The organism is Methylobacterium brachiatum (assembly GCF_900113845.1).
Taxonomy (GTDB): Bacteria; Pseudomonadota; Alphaproteobacteria; order Rhizobiales; family Beijerinckiaceae; genus Methylobacterium; species Methylobacterium brachiatum.
On record NZ_FOQW01000003.1, the window covers coordinates 175117 to 191160 of the forward strand.

The following is a 16044-nucleotide window of genomic DNA, read 5'->3' on the forward strand; positions in this document are numbered from 1 at the left end:
CAGTGCTATCGCAATCGTGAACGGGATCAATGACGGTGGGGCCCGCGCGGTGACAATCGGTCGACGCGGACCCGGCCCGGGCAGGGGCCGGGGCGTGGGCTCCGGATGGGGGCAGCGGATTGTTCCGCTCGCGCGACGGCGCAGGTTCTTCGCAGGGACCGCTCGAACAAAAACCCCGTCATCCCGCTGCCGCGATGCCCGGGATGACGGGGTGGATGTCGCGCGTCCGAGCGCAGTCGTGCTCGGTGACCGGGCAGGTCTCCCCGCAGATCAGAGAGGTCTCACCCATCCCCGCAAGATGAGCGGGCGATCCGGATGTCCGTGGAGTGGGAGCTTCCACCTGCCGCAAGCCCAAGGCGGGAACCGGACGCGTCCGGCCCTCACGTCGCCCGCGCCGAAAAGTCGATCCGCGGGTCGATCCAGACGTAGATCAGGTCCGAGAGCAGGTTCACCGCCAGCCCGAGCAGGGAGAAGATGTAGAGGGTCGCGAACACCACCGGGTAGTCGCGGCCGACGATCGCCCGGAACGACAACTCGCCGAGGCCGTCCAGGGAGAAGATCGTCTCGATCAGCAGCGAGCCGGTGAAGAAGGCCGAGATGAACGCGCCCGGGAAGCCGGCGATGACGATCAGCATGGCGTTGCGGAAGACGTGGCCGTAGAGCACGCGGCGCTCGGACAGGCCCTTCATCCGGGCGGTCAGCACGTATTGCTTGCGGATCTCGTCGAGGAACGAGTTCTTGGTGAGCAGGGTCGAGGTCGCGAAGGCGCCGATCACCAGGGCGGTGAGCGGCAGCGCCAGGTGCCAGGCGTAATCGGTGAGCTTGTGCCAAGTGGAGAAGGTCTCCCAGCCCTCGCTGGTCAGGCCGCGCAGCGGGAACCACTGGTAGAACGAGCCGCCCGCGAACAGGATGATCAGCATCAGCCCGAACATGAAGCCCGGGATCGCGTAACCGATGATCACCACGAAGGAGGTCCAGCGGTCGAAGCGCTCGCCGTCCTTGACGGCCTTGCGGATGCCGAGCGGGATCGAGATTGCGTAGGAGAGGAGCGTCATCCACAGGCCGAGCGAGATCGAGACCGGCAGGCGCTCCTTGATCAGCTGGATGACCGTGACGTCGCGGAAATAGCTCCGGCCGAAATCGAACCGCACGTAGTCCCAGAGCATCTTGGCGAAGCGCTCCGGGGCCGGCTTGTCGAAGCCGAACTGCTTCTCCAGCTTGGCGATGAAGTCGGGGCTCAGCCCCTGCGCGCCGCGGTAGCGGGAATTGCCCTCGCCGCCGCCTGCCGCCCGGCCGCCGCCGCCGAGGTCGCCCGCCCCGCCTGTGACCCGCGACAGGGTGCCGTCGCCCTGGCCCTTCATCTGCGACAGCACCCGCTCCACCGGGCCGCCGGGGGCGAATTGCACGATCGTGAAGGTGATCAGCATGATCCCGAACAGGGTCGGGATCATCAGGCCGATGCGGCGCAGGATGTAGCCGAGCATCGGCTCAGTCCCGCCCGATCCGCTTGGCCTTGTCGGCCTCGTACCACCAGGTGCCGGGGGCGCCGAGGTCGTATTTCGGCGGGTTGGCGGGCCGGCCGTAGATGTCCCACAGGGCGAGGCGGTGGGCGCCGGAATACCACATCGGCACCCAGAGGCGCCGGGCCCGAAGCACCCGGTCGAGGGCCCGGCAGGCGGTGGTCAGCGCGGCCCGGGACCGGGCATCCGCGATGGCGGTGAGCAGGGCGTCGATGGCCGGGTCGGCCACGCCCGAGAGGTTGTTGGAGCCCTTGGTGGCGGCCGCCTTGGAGCCGTAGAGCTCGCGCAGCTCCGTGCCCGGGGTGACGCCGCCGGAGAAGCGGCGGGACGTGACGTCGAAGTCGAAATCGTTGACCCGCGCCTGGTACTGCGACGGGTCGACGGTGCGGTGGCTCGCCTTGATCCCGAGCAGGCCGAGATTGCGGATGAACGGCTGGGTCACCGCCTGGAAGACCGGGTCGTCGTCCAGGAACTCGATGGAAAGGGGCTTGCCCCCCGGCAGCAGGAGGCCGCCGCCCTGGCGGGTGCAGCCGGCCTCGCGCAGCAGCGCGTCCGCACGCTTGAGCAGCGCCCGGTCCTGGCCGGACCCGTCCGAGACCGGGGGCATCCAGGCCTCGCCGAACACCTCCGGCGGCAGGTCCTTGAACGGCTCCAGCAGGGCCAGCTCCTCGGCCGAGGGCTTGCCGGTGGCCTTGAGGTCGGAATTCTCGAAGAACGAGGCGGTGCGCGTATAGGCGCCGTACATCAGGTTGCGGTTCGACCATTCGAAGTCGAAGCACAGGCCGATCGCCTCGCGGATGCGCAGGTCGCGGAACGGCTCGCGGCGGGTGTTGATCCACCAGCCCTGGGTGCCGCTCGGCCGCGCATCCGGCACGGTCTGGCGGATGACGCGCCCCTCGGTGGCGGCGGGGAAGTCGTAGCCGGTGGCCCAGACCCGGGCGGTGAATTCCTCGCGGAACGTGAAGGCGCCGCTCTTGAACGCCTCGAAGGCCACGGTGCGATCACGAAAGTACTCGTAGCGGATCGCGTCGAAATTGTTCTGCCCGACCGTCACGGCGAGGTCGGCCGCCCAGTAATCCGGCACCCGGTCGAGCCCGATCGAGCGGCCGGGATCGACCGCGCCGACCTGGTAGGGACCGGAGCCGAGCGGCGCCTCAAGGCTCGCGGCCTCGAAGTCGCGGTTGGCGTAGTAGGTCGCGGAGAAGATCGGCAGCTGGGCCACGAACAGCGGCAGGTCGCGGGCGCGGCCCTCCGCGAAGGTGACGACCAGGGTATCGTCGCCCTCGGCCCGGGCGTCGGTCATCGGCCGGATCACCTCGGAGATCGAGGGATGGCCCTTGTCGCGCAGGAGCTTGAGGCTGAAGGCGGCGTCCCGGGCGGTCAGCCGCGAGCCGTCGTGAAACCGGGCCTGCGGGCGAAGCGCGAAGGTGTAGGTCAGGCCGTCCGGGCTCACCGTCACGGCGCGCGCCACCAGCCCGTAGACCGAATCCGGCTCGTCCAGCGCCCGGACCATCAGGCTGTCGAAGGTCAGGTCCAGCCCGGCTGCGCCGTCGCCGCGCAGGACGTAGATGTTGAGCGTGTTGAAGGTGTTGAGCGCCTGGTTGCCGGTCGTGCTCGCGAGCTGGGTCGAGAACCGGCCGCCCTTCGGGGCGATCGGGTTCACGTAGTCGAAATGCTCGAAGCCGGGGCCGTATTTCAGCTCGCCGAAGCTCGACAGGCCGTGGCGCTCCTCGCCTGCGGCCCGGGCGGGACGGACCGCCGCCAGGGCGCCGGCGCCCAACATGAGGCCGCGCCGGCTCGGCCGCCAGGGCCGGCCGGTCACCGCGGGGCTCCGGTCTTGGCGGCGCGCGTCGCGTCGTACCACCAGGTCGTCGGGAAGCCGGAGCCGGCATAGCGCGGCAGCACGGCGGGGTGGCCGAACCGGTTCCAGCGTAGGGTCCGCTGCTCGCTCGCCGACCATTGCGGCACGACGTATTCGTGGGCGAGCAGCACCCGGTCGAGGGCCTTGGTGGCGGCGATCACGCCGGCCCGGTCATGGGCGTAGATGACCTTGTCGATCAGGGCGTCGATGCCGGGATCCTTGATCCCGATCAGGTTGCGCGAGCCCGGCTTGTCGGCCGCCGCCGAGCCCCAGAATTCCCGCTGCTCGTTGCCCGGCGAGAGCGATTCGCCCCAGCCGTTGGTGGTGATGTCGAAGTCGAAGTCGCGGATCCGGTTCTGGTACTGCGCGGCGTCGATCACCCGCATCGAGGCGTCGATGCCGATGAGCTTCAGCTGCGCCGCGAAGGGCAGGATCACCCGCTCGAAGGCGTTCTGGAATTCCAGGAACTCGACGGTCAGGGGCTCGCCGGTCGCCTTGTTGACCATCTTGCCGCCGCGCAGCTCGTAGCCGGCCTCGCGCAGCAGCCCCACGGCCTCGCGCAGGTTCTTGCGCACGGCGTCCGGGGTGTCGTTGACCGGGTTGGCGTAGGGCGTGGTGAAGACCGAGGCCGGGATCTTGTCCTTGACGCTCTCTAGGATCGCCTTCTCCTGGCCCTCCGGCAGGCCCGAGGAGGCCAGTTCCGAGCCGAAGAAGTAGGAGTCGATCCGCTTGTAGAGGCCGTAGAACAGGTTCTTGTTCATCTCCTCGAAGTTCAGCGCCAGGTTGAAGGCCCGGCGCACCCGCGGATCCTTGAACTTGTCCCGGCGGGTGTTGAACGCGAAGGCCTGCATGATGCCCATGCCGCGCTCCGGGAACGCCTCCTTGATCAGGCGTCCCTCCTTCACGGCCGGGAAGTCGTCGTAGGCGGTCGCCCAGTTGCGGGCGATGTTCTCGGACCGGAAGTCGTAGAGGTCGCCCTTCAGGGCCTCGACCAGCACGGTGCCGTCGCGAAAATACTCGTGGCGCTCGGTGTCGAAGTTGTAGCGCCCGACATTCACCGGCAGGTCCTTGCCCCAATAATCCGGCACGCGGGTGTAGGTGACGCTGCGGCCGGGCTCGAACTTGGCCAGCCGATAGGGGCCGGAGCCGAGCGGCGGCTCCAGGGTGGTCTCGGTGGGGTTGCGCGGCTTGCCGCTGGCGTCCTTGCCCTCCCACCAGTGCTTGGGCAGCACCCGCAGCTGGCCAATCACCTGCGGCAGCTCGCGGTTGCCCTTCTCGCTGAACGTGAAGGTCACCTCGTGCGGCCCGGTCGCCTCGGCCTTGGCGACGGTCTGGTAATAGGCGGCGTAGAACGGGCTGTTGGCCTTCAGCACGCCGTAGGACCAGACCACGTCCTCGGGGGTGATCGGCTTCCCGTCATGCCAGCGGGCTTCGTCGCGCAGGCGGTACGACACCGAACCGAGATCGGGGGCGACCCGCACCGCCTCGGCCAGCAGGCCGTAGGAGGTGAACGGCTCGTCCGAGGATTCGGTCATGAGCGTATCGTAGAGCTGCAGCACGCCGCCCTCGAGATCGCCCTTCAGGCCGGAGACGATCATGTTGAAGTTGTCGAACCCGCCCTGCATGCCCAGCCGGACGAGCCCGCCCTTGGGCGCGGCCGGGTCGGCATAGTCGAAATGCTTGAAGCCCGGGCCGTATTTCGGCTCGCCCATCAACGTGATGGCGTGGGTCCACTGGCCGGTGGCAGCCGGGATCGTCGCCTCCGTGGCGGCCGCGCTCGCGGCCGGTTCCTGCGCGCGGGCGGGGGCGAACTGGAGGCAGGCGATGCAGAGCGTGGCGGCGAGGAGGCGTCCAGTCACAGGCAGGCTATCTCCATGTCATCGCACCCCACGGGGCGGGCATTGGGGTGTCCGAAGGGTCTTAGGCCGGGTGTGGCCCGGGCGTCGAGGTCACATGTTGCCGGTCGGTGCGCGAACGCGGCGTGACGCCCGGCACGGGGCTTCTTGAGGCGGGCCGGATCCGCGCCATTCCCTCCCCCGCGGAGGAGGGGGGAAAGCGTCGCGGCTGTTGGATGCGGGTGAGCCCAGAACGCCCCCCGCCGAGCCCCCAACTCGAACAAAAACTCAAGCCGCACGCCCGCGGCGTCCCTCGACCAGCCACATGGCGAGCACGGCCGCCGCGAGGGCCGCCAGGGCGGCGAGGCCCAGCGCCAGCGGGTAGACCTCGACGCCGCGGATGTTGGCGCTGTCGCTCGGGCGGAAGCCGATCCAGTCGCCGCCGGCCAGCCGGCCGCTCCGCACGGTGGCGAGGCGCGGCACCTGGGTTGTGCCGCCGGCATCCGCGACCCGGCGGATCGAGCCGCCGGAGCCCTCCGCCACCGCCTTCAGGCGCTCTGTATCGCTGAACACGTCGGCGAGCTCGCGCGGGTTGGCCGGGCCGACGCTGACGAAGGCCACGAGGTTGCCCGAGCGCAGGGTGTGAAGTCCCAGGGTCTCCGCGTCGAAGGCGGCGGTGAACAGGCCGGGCTCGCCGGGCTTGAGGGTGAGCGTCGTCACCTTGCCGGTCGGGCCGGTGACGGTGACCGGCTCGACCTGCTCGGCCATGGTCTGGCGCTCGACCCGGACCTCCCGGCCGCGACCGGTGGTCTGCGCCCGCAGGGCCTCCTCTTCGAGGGCCGGCTCCTTCATCAGCCAGTGCGCCAGGCGGCGCAGCAGGTCGAGATAGGGGCCGCCCTCCTGGTAGCCCCGCGCCCAGAGCCAGGCATGGTCGGACAGGAGCAGCGCGACGCGGCCCTTGTCCTCCCGGGACAGGGCGAGCAGCGGCAGCCCTTCCGCGCCGGACAGGATTGGCTGGATGCCGGGCCGGGTGCGAGCTTGGACGATGCGCAGCCAGTCGCCCCAGGCGGGCGGGTTGGCATCCGAGCCCGGCAGGTCGCGGGTGACCGGGTGGCGCTGGCCCACCTGGGTCGGCGTCGCCTTGTAGGGGCGCTCGACCACGCGCCCGTCCGGGTCGCCCGGCAGGATGCCGGCCAGCCGCGTGCGGGCCAGGCTCGCCGGCCCGGCATATTCGGGGCCGGCGGCGACGAGCAGCGCCCCGCCCTCGCGGACGTAACGGACGATGTTGTCGAAATAGGCCTGCGGCAGCACGCTCTGGTTGGCGTAGCGGTCGAAGATGATCAGGTCGAAGTCCTTGATCTTCTGGACGAACAGCTCGCGGGTCGGGAACGCGATCAGCGACAATTCTGAGATCGGCGTGCCGTCCTGCTTTTCGGGCGGGCGCAGGATGGTGAAATGCACGAGGTCGACGTTGGCGTCGGACTTCAGGAGGTTGCGCCAGGTCCGCTCGCCCTGGTGCGGCTCGCCGGAGACCAGCAGCACCCGCAGCTTCTCGCGGATGCCCTCGATCGGCAGCACCGCGCGGTTGTTGACCGTGGTGAGCTCGCCCGGCAGCGGCTCGACCTCGATCTCGACGACGTTCGGCCCGCCATGCTCGATCCGGGTGGTCAGCGCGAACGGCTTGTCGGTGGCCACGTCGCGCCGGCCGATCTCCTCGCCGTCGCGGCGGATGGTGACGACGGCGTGGCCGGTGCCGCCGCGCTCCATCACCTCGGCGCGGATCGTGAGATCCTTGCCGACGATGCCGAAGCGGGGCGCCTCCAGGAGCTTGATCTGCCGGTCGCGCTCGTCCGGATGGCCGGTGACCAGGACGTGGAGCGGCGCCTTGATGCCGAGCTGGGCCATCGCGGCCGGGATGTCGTGGACCACGCCGTCGGTGAGCATCACGATGCCGGCGAGCCGCTCAGGCGGCACGTCGGCCAGAGCCTGGCCCAGCGCCGTGAACAGCTTGGTGCCGTCGTCGCCGTCCTTGGCGTCGGGCACGTCGATGAAGCGCGGCTCGATATTGGTGAGCGCGCCGAAGCGGCGCTGCAGCTCGGCCCGCACCGCGTCGGTCATCTGCGGCCGGTCGCCGAGCGCCTGCGAGCCGGAGCGATCGACCACGATCGCCGCGATGTCCTTCACGGGCTCGCGATCCTCGCGCACCAGAGCGGGGTTGGCGAGGGCCGCCAGAACCAGGGCGAGCACCAGGGCGCGCAGCAGCGCCGTCCGGCCCCGGGCCACGAAGGCGAGCAGAGCCAGGACGACAACGATCAGCCCGAGGGCGGCCAGGACCGGCCAGGGGAGGAGGGGGGTGAAGCTGAGGCTCAGCATGGGGCGGAGCGCTCCGGTTCCGTGATGTGACGGCGTCTTTCACCGGCCGAGCTGCAGCCCTGGCAGGTTTTGACCGGTGCAGTCGCCGGGGCGTGAGCGCGGAAAGCGCGGGTCCCCTCTCCCGTGCGGGAGAGGGACAGGGTGAGGGGTGCGACCGTTCCGGAAAAACCGGGTCCCTCACCCCAACCCTCTCCCGCACGGGAGAGGGGGCGCGTCGCGGCCTGCAACAGCGCCCGCGCATCGAACTCATGTCGCCCGCAATTCGCAGAGCGGGGAGGGGAACCGGTGCTTCGCTGGGTGTCCGAAAAAATCACTGCCCCAGCCGCTCCAGCAGCGCGGGCACGTGGACCTGGTCCGCCTTGTAGTTTCCGGTCAGCGTGTAGACCACGATGTTCACGCCGCCCCGGAAGGCCATCTCGCGTTGGCGCTGGTCGCCGCCGACCACCGGGTAGAGCGGCTCGCCCCGGCGGCCCACTGCCCAGGCGGCGGCGAGGTCGTTGCCGGTGATGATGATCGGGCTGACGCCGTCGCCGGCCCGGGCCGGGCGGCGCTCAGTGCCCTCCGCGGCGGGGGGCAGGGCCTCCACCCAGGTCTGGCCCGTGGCGTAGCGGCCGGGGAAGCTGTCGACCAGGTAGAACGCCTTGGTCAGCACGTGGTCGAGGGGCACCGGCTCCAGCTCCGGCACTTCGAGGGTCGCCAGCATCTTGCGCAGGTAGGCCGCCTCGGGGGAGGGCGGGCCGCCCGGGCGGGCGGTGAGCGCGTCGCGCGTGTCGAACAGGACCGTGCCGCCGTTGCGCATGAACGCGTCGATCTTGCGGATCGCCGTCTCCGAGGGCTGGGGCCGGGACGGCGCGATCGGCCAGTAGATCAGCGGGTAGAAGGCGAGCTCGTCCTTGGCCGGGTCGATCCCAGCGGGCTCGCCCGGTTCGAGGGCGGTGCGCGAGGCGAGCATCTGGGTCAGGCCGGTCAGCCCGGTCCGGCTGGCCTCGTCGACGGCGGCGTCGCCGGTGATCACGTAGGCGAGCCGCGTGACCAGGGCCGATTCGATGCCGTTCGGCCGGTTGGGCGCGGGCTCCTCGGCGCGCAGGGGCTGCGCCGGCAGGGCGGCGAACAGCAGGAGGCCCGAGACGGCCAGCGCCGCCGGGCGTCCGCGCAGGCGGCTCGCCCAGGCGGAGCGGCGCAGGAAGCCGCCGAGCCACAGGCCCGCCAGGGTGTCGAGGGCGAGCAGCAGCAGCGCCAGGGTGAACAGGATCGGGCGCAAATCCAGGGTCTCGGCTCCGGCGAGGCTTCCGATCCGGGCGCCCTCGAGCGCCGCGGTATCGAGGGGTTTCAGGCGGTCGTCGGGCTTCAGGGCGTTGACGCTGATGCCGCCATCGGCCGGCCCGTAGAAGCCCGGCGGGTGCTCGGCATTCCCCCGGTCGGCATAGTCGGCCGCCACCGCGGTGGCCGAGGCCGGGGGCGAGCCGAGGGCGCCGAACCCGTCCAGCGTCGCCCGGGGGGCGAGCACCACGGCGGAGGCGCGATTGGCCTCACCCGCGGGCGGCGCAGAGGTGCCAGCGAGCCCGACCACGCGCCGGAGCATGTCGATGAACAGGCCCGAGAGCGGCAGGTTCGACCAGGTCGTGTCGGCGGTGACGTGGAACAGCACCAGCGTGCCCTGGCCACGCTTCTGCGCGGTGACGATCGGCGTGCCGTCCTGCAGGGAGGCCCAGGTCCGGTTCGGTAGGTCACCGTCCGGCTCGGCCAGGATCTGGCGGCGCACGCCGATATCGGCCGGCGGGGTCAGGCCGGCGAAGGGGCTCTCGGGCGGGAACGGTGCCAGGGTCTTGGGGCTGTCCCAGGACAGGGTGCCGCCCAGCGTCCGGTTGCCCCGGCGCAGGCGGACCGGCACCAGCGGGTCGTTGCCGGCGGCGAGCCGCGGCCCGGCGAAGCGCAGCAGCATGCCGCCGGCCTTCACGAAACTCTCGACGCGGGCGGTGGTCCGCTCGTCCAGCGCGCCGACATCGGCCAGCACCAGCACCGAGACCTGGTTGTCGAGGAGCTGGTTGATCGACTCCGCCGTCCCCTTGGCGCCGCGCGCCTCCTGCACGTCCGCGAAGGGCTGGAGCGCCCGGGCGAGGTAATAGGTCGGCGCCAGCAGGGGCTGGGCCTGGTCGAGGGTGCCGCCGAAGACGAGGCCGACCCGGCGGCGCTTGCCGCGCTCGTCCTGGAGCACCACGGCCCCGGCCGAGCGCTCGCCCGCGATCTCCAGGCGGCTGATGCTGTTGCGCAGCTCCACGGGCATCTCGAAGGCGGCCGTGGCCTCGGTGGCGTCGCCCGCGAAGGCGAAATCGCGCTCGGCGAGCGGCAGGCCCTTCTGGTCGAGGGCCCGGATCACGCCGGTGTCGCGCCCGTTCGGCGCCGCCCGCTGCGCCCGGGCCGTGAGGGTGCCGCCGGTCTCGGTGGCGGTGAGCGCCAGGGCCGGCGGCCTGTCGGCACGCAGCACGGTCAGGGCGGCGCCGCTGCCGCCGACAAGGTCGGCCAGGCCCTTGGCGAAGCGCTCGTCGCTGGCGCCGGCAACGCCGTCGCTGATCCAGACGAGGCCGGCGCCGCGGTTCTTCTCCAGGAACGCGCCGATGCTGGCCAGATGCGTGTCGCGGGTCGGCAGGATCGGGCGCGGCGCCAGGGCGCGCAGGCGCTCCAGGGCGGCGGCCGGGGTCTTGGCCTCGAAGGCCGCGGCCGGCTCGGCGAGGCCGATCACTGCCACGGGCCGTCCGTCCCGGGCCGCGCCCTCGATCGCGTCGTTGGCGACCCGCAGCCGGTCGCGCCAATCGTGGGCGGCCGGGAAGCCGTTGTCGAGGAGGACGAGGAGCGCGCTGCGCCCGCCGCCGGCCCCGACGCCGCCGGGGTTCCAGACCGGGCCGGCCACGGCCAGGATCAGGGCGGCGGCGATGAGCAGGCGCAGGAGCAGCAGCCAGGGCGGGGTGCGCGCCGGCGTCTGCCGCTGCGGGATCAGGTCGGCGACGAGCTTGAGCGGCGGAAACGCGATCCGGCGCGGGCGCGGCGGGGTCACCCGCAGCAGGAACCACAGGGCCGGCAAGCCGATCAGGGCGGCGAGCGCCAGGGGCGCCGCGAAGGTCAGACCCAGCATGGCGGCCTCACTCCGGGCCGCGCGCGGCGATCAGCGTGGCGAGCCGCAGGGCCGCCTCGCTCGCCGGGCGGTCGGTGCGGTGGATGGTGAGCGTCCAGCCCTGCTGGCGGGCGATTCCCTGCAAGGCGGCGCGGTGCTCGGCGATGCGGGCGCGGTAGCGGTCGCCCCAGGCGCCGGCATCGCCGATGTCGAGGTTGAGCCCGCCTTCGAGGTCGTGCAGCACGGCCTGGCCGGTGAACGGGAAGGTCTCCTCGATCGGATCGACCACCATCAGCAGATGGCCGCGGCTGCCCCGCCCGGCGAGGCTTTGCACGGCGGTCGCGATCCGGTCGGGATCGGTGAGGAAGTCGCCGATCAGCACCACCTCGTCGAACCGGGCCGGGCTCGCCCGCGGCGGCAGATCCTGCTCCAACCCGGCCTTGTCGGCGACCAGCGCCTGGATCATCCGCTCGACGATGCCCCGCGAGGCGGTGGCCCGGGTCAGCCCCAGGAGCCCGACCCGCTCGCCGCCCTCGACGAAAGCGTCGGCGAGCGCCAGCCCGAGGACCAGGGCCCGCTCGACCTTGGAGGCCGAGGCCAGATCCGACGCGAACCCCATCGAGGCGGAGCGGTCGATCCAGAGCCAGATGTTGTGGGCCGCCTCCCATTCGCGCTCGCGCACGTAGAGCCGGTCGTCCCGGGCGGAGCGGCGCCAATCGACCCGCGCGGCGGCCTCGCCGGTGACGAAGGGGCGGAACTGCCAGAAACTCTCGCCCGGCCCCGCCCGGCGCCGGCCGTGCAGGCCATGGGCCAGCAGGCTCGACACCCGCCGCGCCTCCAGGACGAGGCGGGGCATTTTTTCGGACAGGGCGGTCGCGCCCTCGCTCTCGCGCCTGCCGGGGGTGCGCCGTTCGGAGCCGAGGGCGTGTGTCCCGACCAAGGCTAAAGCTTCTCCGCGAGCTTGCCGATCAGGCCCTCGATGGTCTCGCCGTCGGCGCGGGCGGTGTAGCTGAGCGCCATCCGGTGCTTGAGCACCGGCTCGGCCAAGGCCTTCACGTCGGCCACGGAAGGCGCGACGCGGCCTTCGATCAGCGCCCGGGCGCGGGCGGCGAGCGTCAGCGCCTGGCTGGCGCGGGGGCCGGGACCCCAGAGCAGCTTGTCCTTGACGAGCGGATCGCCACCGTCGGGCCGGGCGGCGCGCACGAGGTCGAGGATCGCCTCGACCACGGCCTCGCCCACGGGCAGCCGGCGCACCAGGCGCTGGGCGGTGAGCAGCTGTTCGGTGGACATCACCGCGTGCGGGCGCACCTCGTCGACGCCGGTGGTCTCGATCAGGATCCGGCGCTCGGCGGCGCGGTCGGGATAGCCGACGTCGATCTCGAGCAGGAAGCGGTCGAGCTGGGCCTCGGGCAGGGGATAGGTGCCCTCCTGCTCGATCGGGTTCTGGGTGGCGAGCACGTGGAACGGCCGCGGCAGGTCGTGGCGGGCGCCGGCCACCGAGACGTGGCCCTCCTGCATCGCCTGGAGCAGGGCCGATTGCGTCCGCGGGCTCGCCCGGTTGATCTCGTCGGCCATCAGCAGCTGGGTGAAGACCGGCCCCTGCACGAAGCGGAACGCCCGTCGGCGCTCGGCATCCTCCTCGAGGATCTCGGTGCCGAGGATGTCGGACGGCATCAGGTCCGGGGTGAACTGCACGCGCCGCGCATCGAGGCCGAGCACGGTGCCCAGCGTCTCCACGAGCTTGGTCTTGGCGAGCCCCGGCAGGCCGACGAGCAGGCCGTGGCCGCCCGCCAGGATCGTCACCAGGGCGAGGTCGACGACCTTCTCCTGCCCGAAGATCACCCCGTGGATCGCGTCGCGCGCCTGACCCACCGCGGCGAGGCAGGTCTCCGCGGTCGCCACGATGCCGTCGTCGAGGCTGGTGGCCGGGCTGATCGCCTGCGTCATGCGGTTGTCCGTCTCCTGTCCGGGGCTCCGGGGAACCCCGTCGGTCATCCGGCCAATGTGGGGCCGTTCGCACCAGGCTGGCAAGGTCGGGATCGCCGCACGCGGTTTTGACGCCCGGAACACCGGGGTTTCACGCCGCCGCGCGGCGGCCCCACGACACGGCCCTTGGCGCGGGCCGGCCGGACCATTAGGAAGGCGCGCGAGCCGGGGCGGCCGGCTGAACCTCCTGATGTCTCTCGCGGATTGCGGCGTAGGCAGCACAGCGGGCCTCCCGCGTATCCGGTACACACCATGCGCCTTCGAGATGTGTTCGTCGCCGGGCCCGCGCGGTCCCTCACGCGCCCGCTGGCCCGGCGCCTGAAGCGGCGGCGGACGAACGAGCCCCGCCAGGCGGATCTCGTGGCGGCCGTGAAGGCCTCCGGCCTGTTCGACCCGGCCTGGTACGCCAGGCGCTATCCCGATGTCGTCGGCGAGGGGATCGACCCGGTCGTCCACTACGCGGTCCATGGCGGGCGCGAGGGCCGCTGGCCGTCGCCCTTGTTCCACGGCGACCGCTATCTCGACGCCGTCCCGGGCCTGCGCGCCGAGGGCGTGAACCCGCTGATCCACTATGTCGAGCGCGGCGCCGATGCCGGCATCGCCCCAAACCCGCTGTTCGACCCCGACTGGTACGCGGAGCGCTATCTCGGCGGTGCCGACGCCCGCGCCCGGGCGTTCTTCCACTTCGTGAAGAGCCCCGACACCGACCCGTCGCCGCTGTTCGATTCCGCCTGGTACCGGTCGCGCTACCCGGATGCCCGGGAGGCCGGCGGCATCGCGCTGGCGCATTACTACGAGACCGGCCGCAAGCAGGGCTACCTGCGCAATCCCGAGGAATTCGCCGGGCTGTCGCGGCATGTCGATCTGATCCGCCGCTCGGGCATCTTCGACGCCGAGTTCTATCGTGGGCGCTGCCCCGAGGCCGAGACCAGCGGGCTCGAGCCCCTGGAGCATTACGTGATGGCCGGCGGCTATCGCCGCTACGCCCCGCATCCCCTGTTCGATCCCGACTGGTATGCGGCGCAATCGGCGGTGGTGCGGGCCGACAGCCTCAACCCGCTGGTGCATTTCCTGGAGCACGGCGCCCGGGAGGGGCTGGATCCCGGACCCTGGTTCGACACGCGCTGGTACACCAAGACCTACCTCGCCGACGACGAGACCGAGGCGAACCCGCTCGCGCATTTCCTGGCCGACAACGGCCGGCGCACGAGCCCGTCGCCGCGCTTCGACGCGCCCTGGTACCTCGCCCGCTACCCGAAGGTCGCCGCGCTCGGCCTCAATCCCCTGGTCGACTACGTCACCACCGGCCTGGAGGCGGGGCGCCTGACCCGCCGGGTCGCCGGCGCCGCGGTGCCCGAGGCCGCGGATGCCCGCCTGTCCTGCCTGAAGCGGGAGCCGCGCCGGCACGGCCGCACGGCCCTGTTCATCACCCACGCGCCGGAGGGGCGCATCCGCGGCCATGTCGAGCCCTACCTGCGGGCGTTTGCCGAGAACGGCATCGACATCGTGCTGATCGTCGCGGCCGACCAGCACAAGACCGTGGTGCCGGAGGCGATCCTGAGGCTCTGCGCCTCGGCCTACCTGCGCGAGAACACGGGCTTCGATTTCGCGGCCTGGGCGCATGTCCTCCTGGAGGACGACGACCTGCTCGATTCCGAGACCCTGTATCTCGCCAACGACAGCCTGGTCGGGCCCCTCGACAGCGGCGACTTCGCCGGGCTGCTGGCGAAGATCGAGTCCTACCCGGAGGCGGTGATCGGGCTCGCCGACAACTTCTACTACAGTCACCATCTCCAGAGCTTCTTCCTGGCCCTGAAGAAGCGCTGCCTGTCCTCCTACGCGTTCAACCACTTCATCCAGGCGGTGGCGAACTGGCCGGACAAGAACAGCGTCATCACCGAGTACGAGCTGACCTTCTCCGGGCGGATGCGGGCCGCCGGGCTCGGGGTGCGCAGCCTGTTCTCGGCCCAGAACAAGCACATGACGCTGGTCAACGACCCGCGCAACAACCGCACCCTGTTCGACTGGGAGAACATGCTCAGCCAGGGCTTCCCGTTCGTGAAGCGCTCGCTCCTGGGCGAGCACGCCGCGATCGGCGGCGCGGCGGTGCGCGCGGCGATCGAGGAGCGCGGCTTCGACCTCGACCGGCTCGACCAGACCTTCACCTATCCCGGCCCCAAGATCTGGGCCGACCTGCGCAGGCCCCAGGCACCGGAGCGGCCGCTGCGGGTCTCCTACGTCTCGCCGATGAACTACGCCAACGGGCTCGGCGTCGCGGCGCGCAGCTACGTGCGGGCGCTGCACCGGGCGCCCTTCGCCCTGAACGTGCATCCGATGGAGCGGTCGTTCCACGTCCATGCCCGGGTCGGGCCGGGCTGGCAGGCCCGGACCTTCTCGGGGGCGCCGGACGTCGCCCTGGTGCATTTCAACGGCGACAGCTGGCACTCGCTGATGAGCGCGCGGCAGCTCGACATCGCCGCGCGCGCGCGGCTCAAGATCGGGCTGTTCGTCTGGGAGACCTCGCACGTGCCCGGGGGCTGGCTGCCCACCGTGGACGGCCTCGACGCGATCTGGGCGCCCACCGAGTTCTGCGCCGCGATCTTCCGCCAGATCACCGACATCCCGGTCGATGTCGTGCCCTACGTGGTCGAGAACGAGCCCGGTGAGCCGGCGAGCGCCGCCGCCAAGGCCAACCTGCGCAAGGCGTTCTCCATCGACCCGGCGAAGAAGATCATTCTCTACGCCTTTGACGGGTCGAGCTACCTCGCCCGCAAGAACCCGCACGCGCTGATCCGGGCGTTCCGGGCCGCGGGGCTGGCGCAATCCGGCTGGCAGCTCGTGCTCAAGACCAAGCACGTGTTCGACCTGCCCGACGAGGGCAAGAAGCTGCTCGACCTCGTCGGCAAGACCGGCGACGTGGTGGTGATCGACCAGCCGCTCTCCCAGAACGAGCTCGGCGCCCTGTTCGAGCTCTGCGCGGTCTACGCCTCGTCGCATTCCTCGGAAGGCTTCGGCCTGACGATCGCCGAGGCGATGGAGATGGGCAAGGTCGTGGTCGCCACCGATTACGGCGGCAGCCGCGACTTCCTCGACGCCACCTGTGGCTTCCCGGTGAAGGCCGAGATCGCCGCCCTGGACCAGACCTACGGGCCGTATCTGCGCGGCGCCGAATGGGGCCAGGTGGACGAGGCCGACCTCGCCCGCGCGCTCACCGACGCCGCCCGGGCGGTGACCGGCGGCGACGCCGCGCGGATCGGCGCCGCCGCCCGCGCCCGGATCCGCGAGCGCCTGTCGATCGGCGCGGTGGCCGCCGCCATGGAGGCGAGCGTCAGCCGGCTCCTCGCAGCCGAACGCATTTGA

The 16044-nt window shown here is 71.5% G+C and carries 8 protein-coding genes; 1 reads left to right on the forward strand and 7 read right to left on the reverse strand.

Features of this window, described 5'->3' with window-relative positions; translation table 11 throughout:
* Positions 1 to 380: 380 nt before the first annotated feature.
* The 7 genes from BMZ47_RS03040 to BMZ47_RS03075 all read right to left on the reverse strand — a co-directional run bounded on the left by BMZ47_RS03040 (position 381) and on the right by BMZ47_RS03075 (position 12645).
* Positions 381 to 1484 carry a microcin C ABC transporter permease YejB gene (locus BMZ47_RS03040; protein WP_091858495.1) on the reverse strand — a complete coding sequence of 368 codons (1104 nt, stop codon included), beginning with the start codon at positions 1482 to 1484 and terminating at the stop codon, positions 381 to 383.
* Between the two features lie 4 nt (positions 1485 to 1488).
* Positions 1489 to 3303 carry an extracellular solute-binding protein gene (locus BMZ47_RS03045; protein WP_167368991.1) on the reverse strand — a complete coding sequence of 605 codons (1815 nt, stop codon included), beginning with the start codon at positions 3301 to 3303 and terminating at the stop codon, positions 1489 to 1491.
* Positions 3304 to 3338: 35 nt separating this feature from the next.
* Positions 3339 to 5240: an extracellular solute-binding protein gene (locus tag BMZ47_RS03050; RefSeq protein WP_091858501.1), complete on the reverse strand. Its 1902-nt coding sequence runs from the start codon at positions 5238 to 5240 to the stop codon at positions 3339 to 3341.
* A gap of 264 nt (positions 5241 to 5504) precedes the next feature.
* A complete protein-coding gene (locus BMZ47_RS03055) occupies positions 5505 to 7589 on the reverse strand; it encodes a hypothetical protein (protein ID WP_091858504.1) in 2085 nt (694 codons plus the stop codon).
* A gap of 310 nt (positions 7590 to 7899) precedes the next feature.
* Positions 7900 to 10719 (reverse strand): DUF4159 domain-containing protein, encoded by a 2820-nt coding sequence (locus tag BMZ47_RS03065; protein WP_091858511.1) that lies wholly within the window; start codon positions 10717 to 10719, stop codon positions 7900 to 7902.
* A gap of 7 nt (positions 10720 to 10726) precedes the next feature.
* Complete coding sequence (locus tag BMZ47_RS03070; protein WP_091858514.1) at positions 10727 to 11638, reverse strand: DUF58 domain-containing protein; 912 nt, start codon at positions 11636 to 11638, stop codon at positions 10727 to 10729.
* Between the two features lie 2 nt (positions 11639 to 11640).
* Positions 11641 to 12645 carry an AAA family ATPase gene (locus tag BMZ47_RS03075; protein ID WP_039902257.1) on the reverse strand — a complete coding sequence of 335 codons (1005 nt, stop codon included), beginning with the start codon at positions 12643 to 12645 and terminating at the stop codon, positions 11641 to 11643.
* A 291-nt stretch (positions 12646 to 12936) separates the two neighbouring features.
* Between BMZ47_RS03075 and BMZ47_RS03080 the strand changes: the two genes are divergently transcribed.
* Complete coding sequence (locus tag BMZ47_RS03080; RefSeq protein WP_091858517.1) at positions 12937 to 16044, forward strand: rhamnan synthesis F family protein; 3108 nt, start codon at positions 12937 to 12939, stop codon at positions 16042 to 16044.

Excerpts from the sequence above, each read along its gene's own strand:
- BMZ47_RS03080 (WP_091858517.1), top strand. The coding sequence starts at position 12,937 with ATGCGCCTTCGAGATGTGTTCGTCGCCGGGCCCGCGCGGTCCCTCACG.
- BMZ47_RS03045 (WP_167368991.1), bottom strand. The coding sequence starts at position 3,303 with ATGTTGGGCGCCGGCGCCCTGGCGGCGGTCCGTCCCGCCCGGGCCGCA.
- BMZ47_RS03075 (WP_039902257.1), bottom strand. The coding sequence starts at position 12,645 with ATGACGCAGGCGATCAGCCCGGCCACCAGCCTCGACGACGGCATCGTG.
- BMZ47_RS03055 (WP_091858504.1), bottom strand. The coding sequence starts at position 7,589 with ATGCTGAGCCTCAGCTTCACCCCCCTCCTCCCCTGGCCGGTCCTGGCC.
- BMZ47_RS03065 (WP_091858511.1), bottom strand. The coding sequence starts at position 10,719 with ATGCTGGGTCTGACCTTCGCGGCGCCCCTGGCGCTCGCCGCCCTGATC.
- BMZ47_RS03040 (WP_091858495.1), bottom strand. The coding sequence starts at position 1,484 with ATGCTCGGCTACATCCTGCGCCGCATCGGCCTGATGATCCCGACCCTG.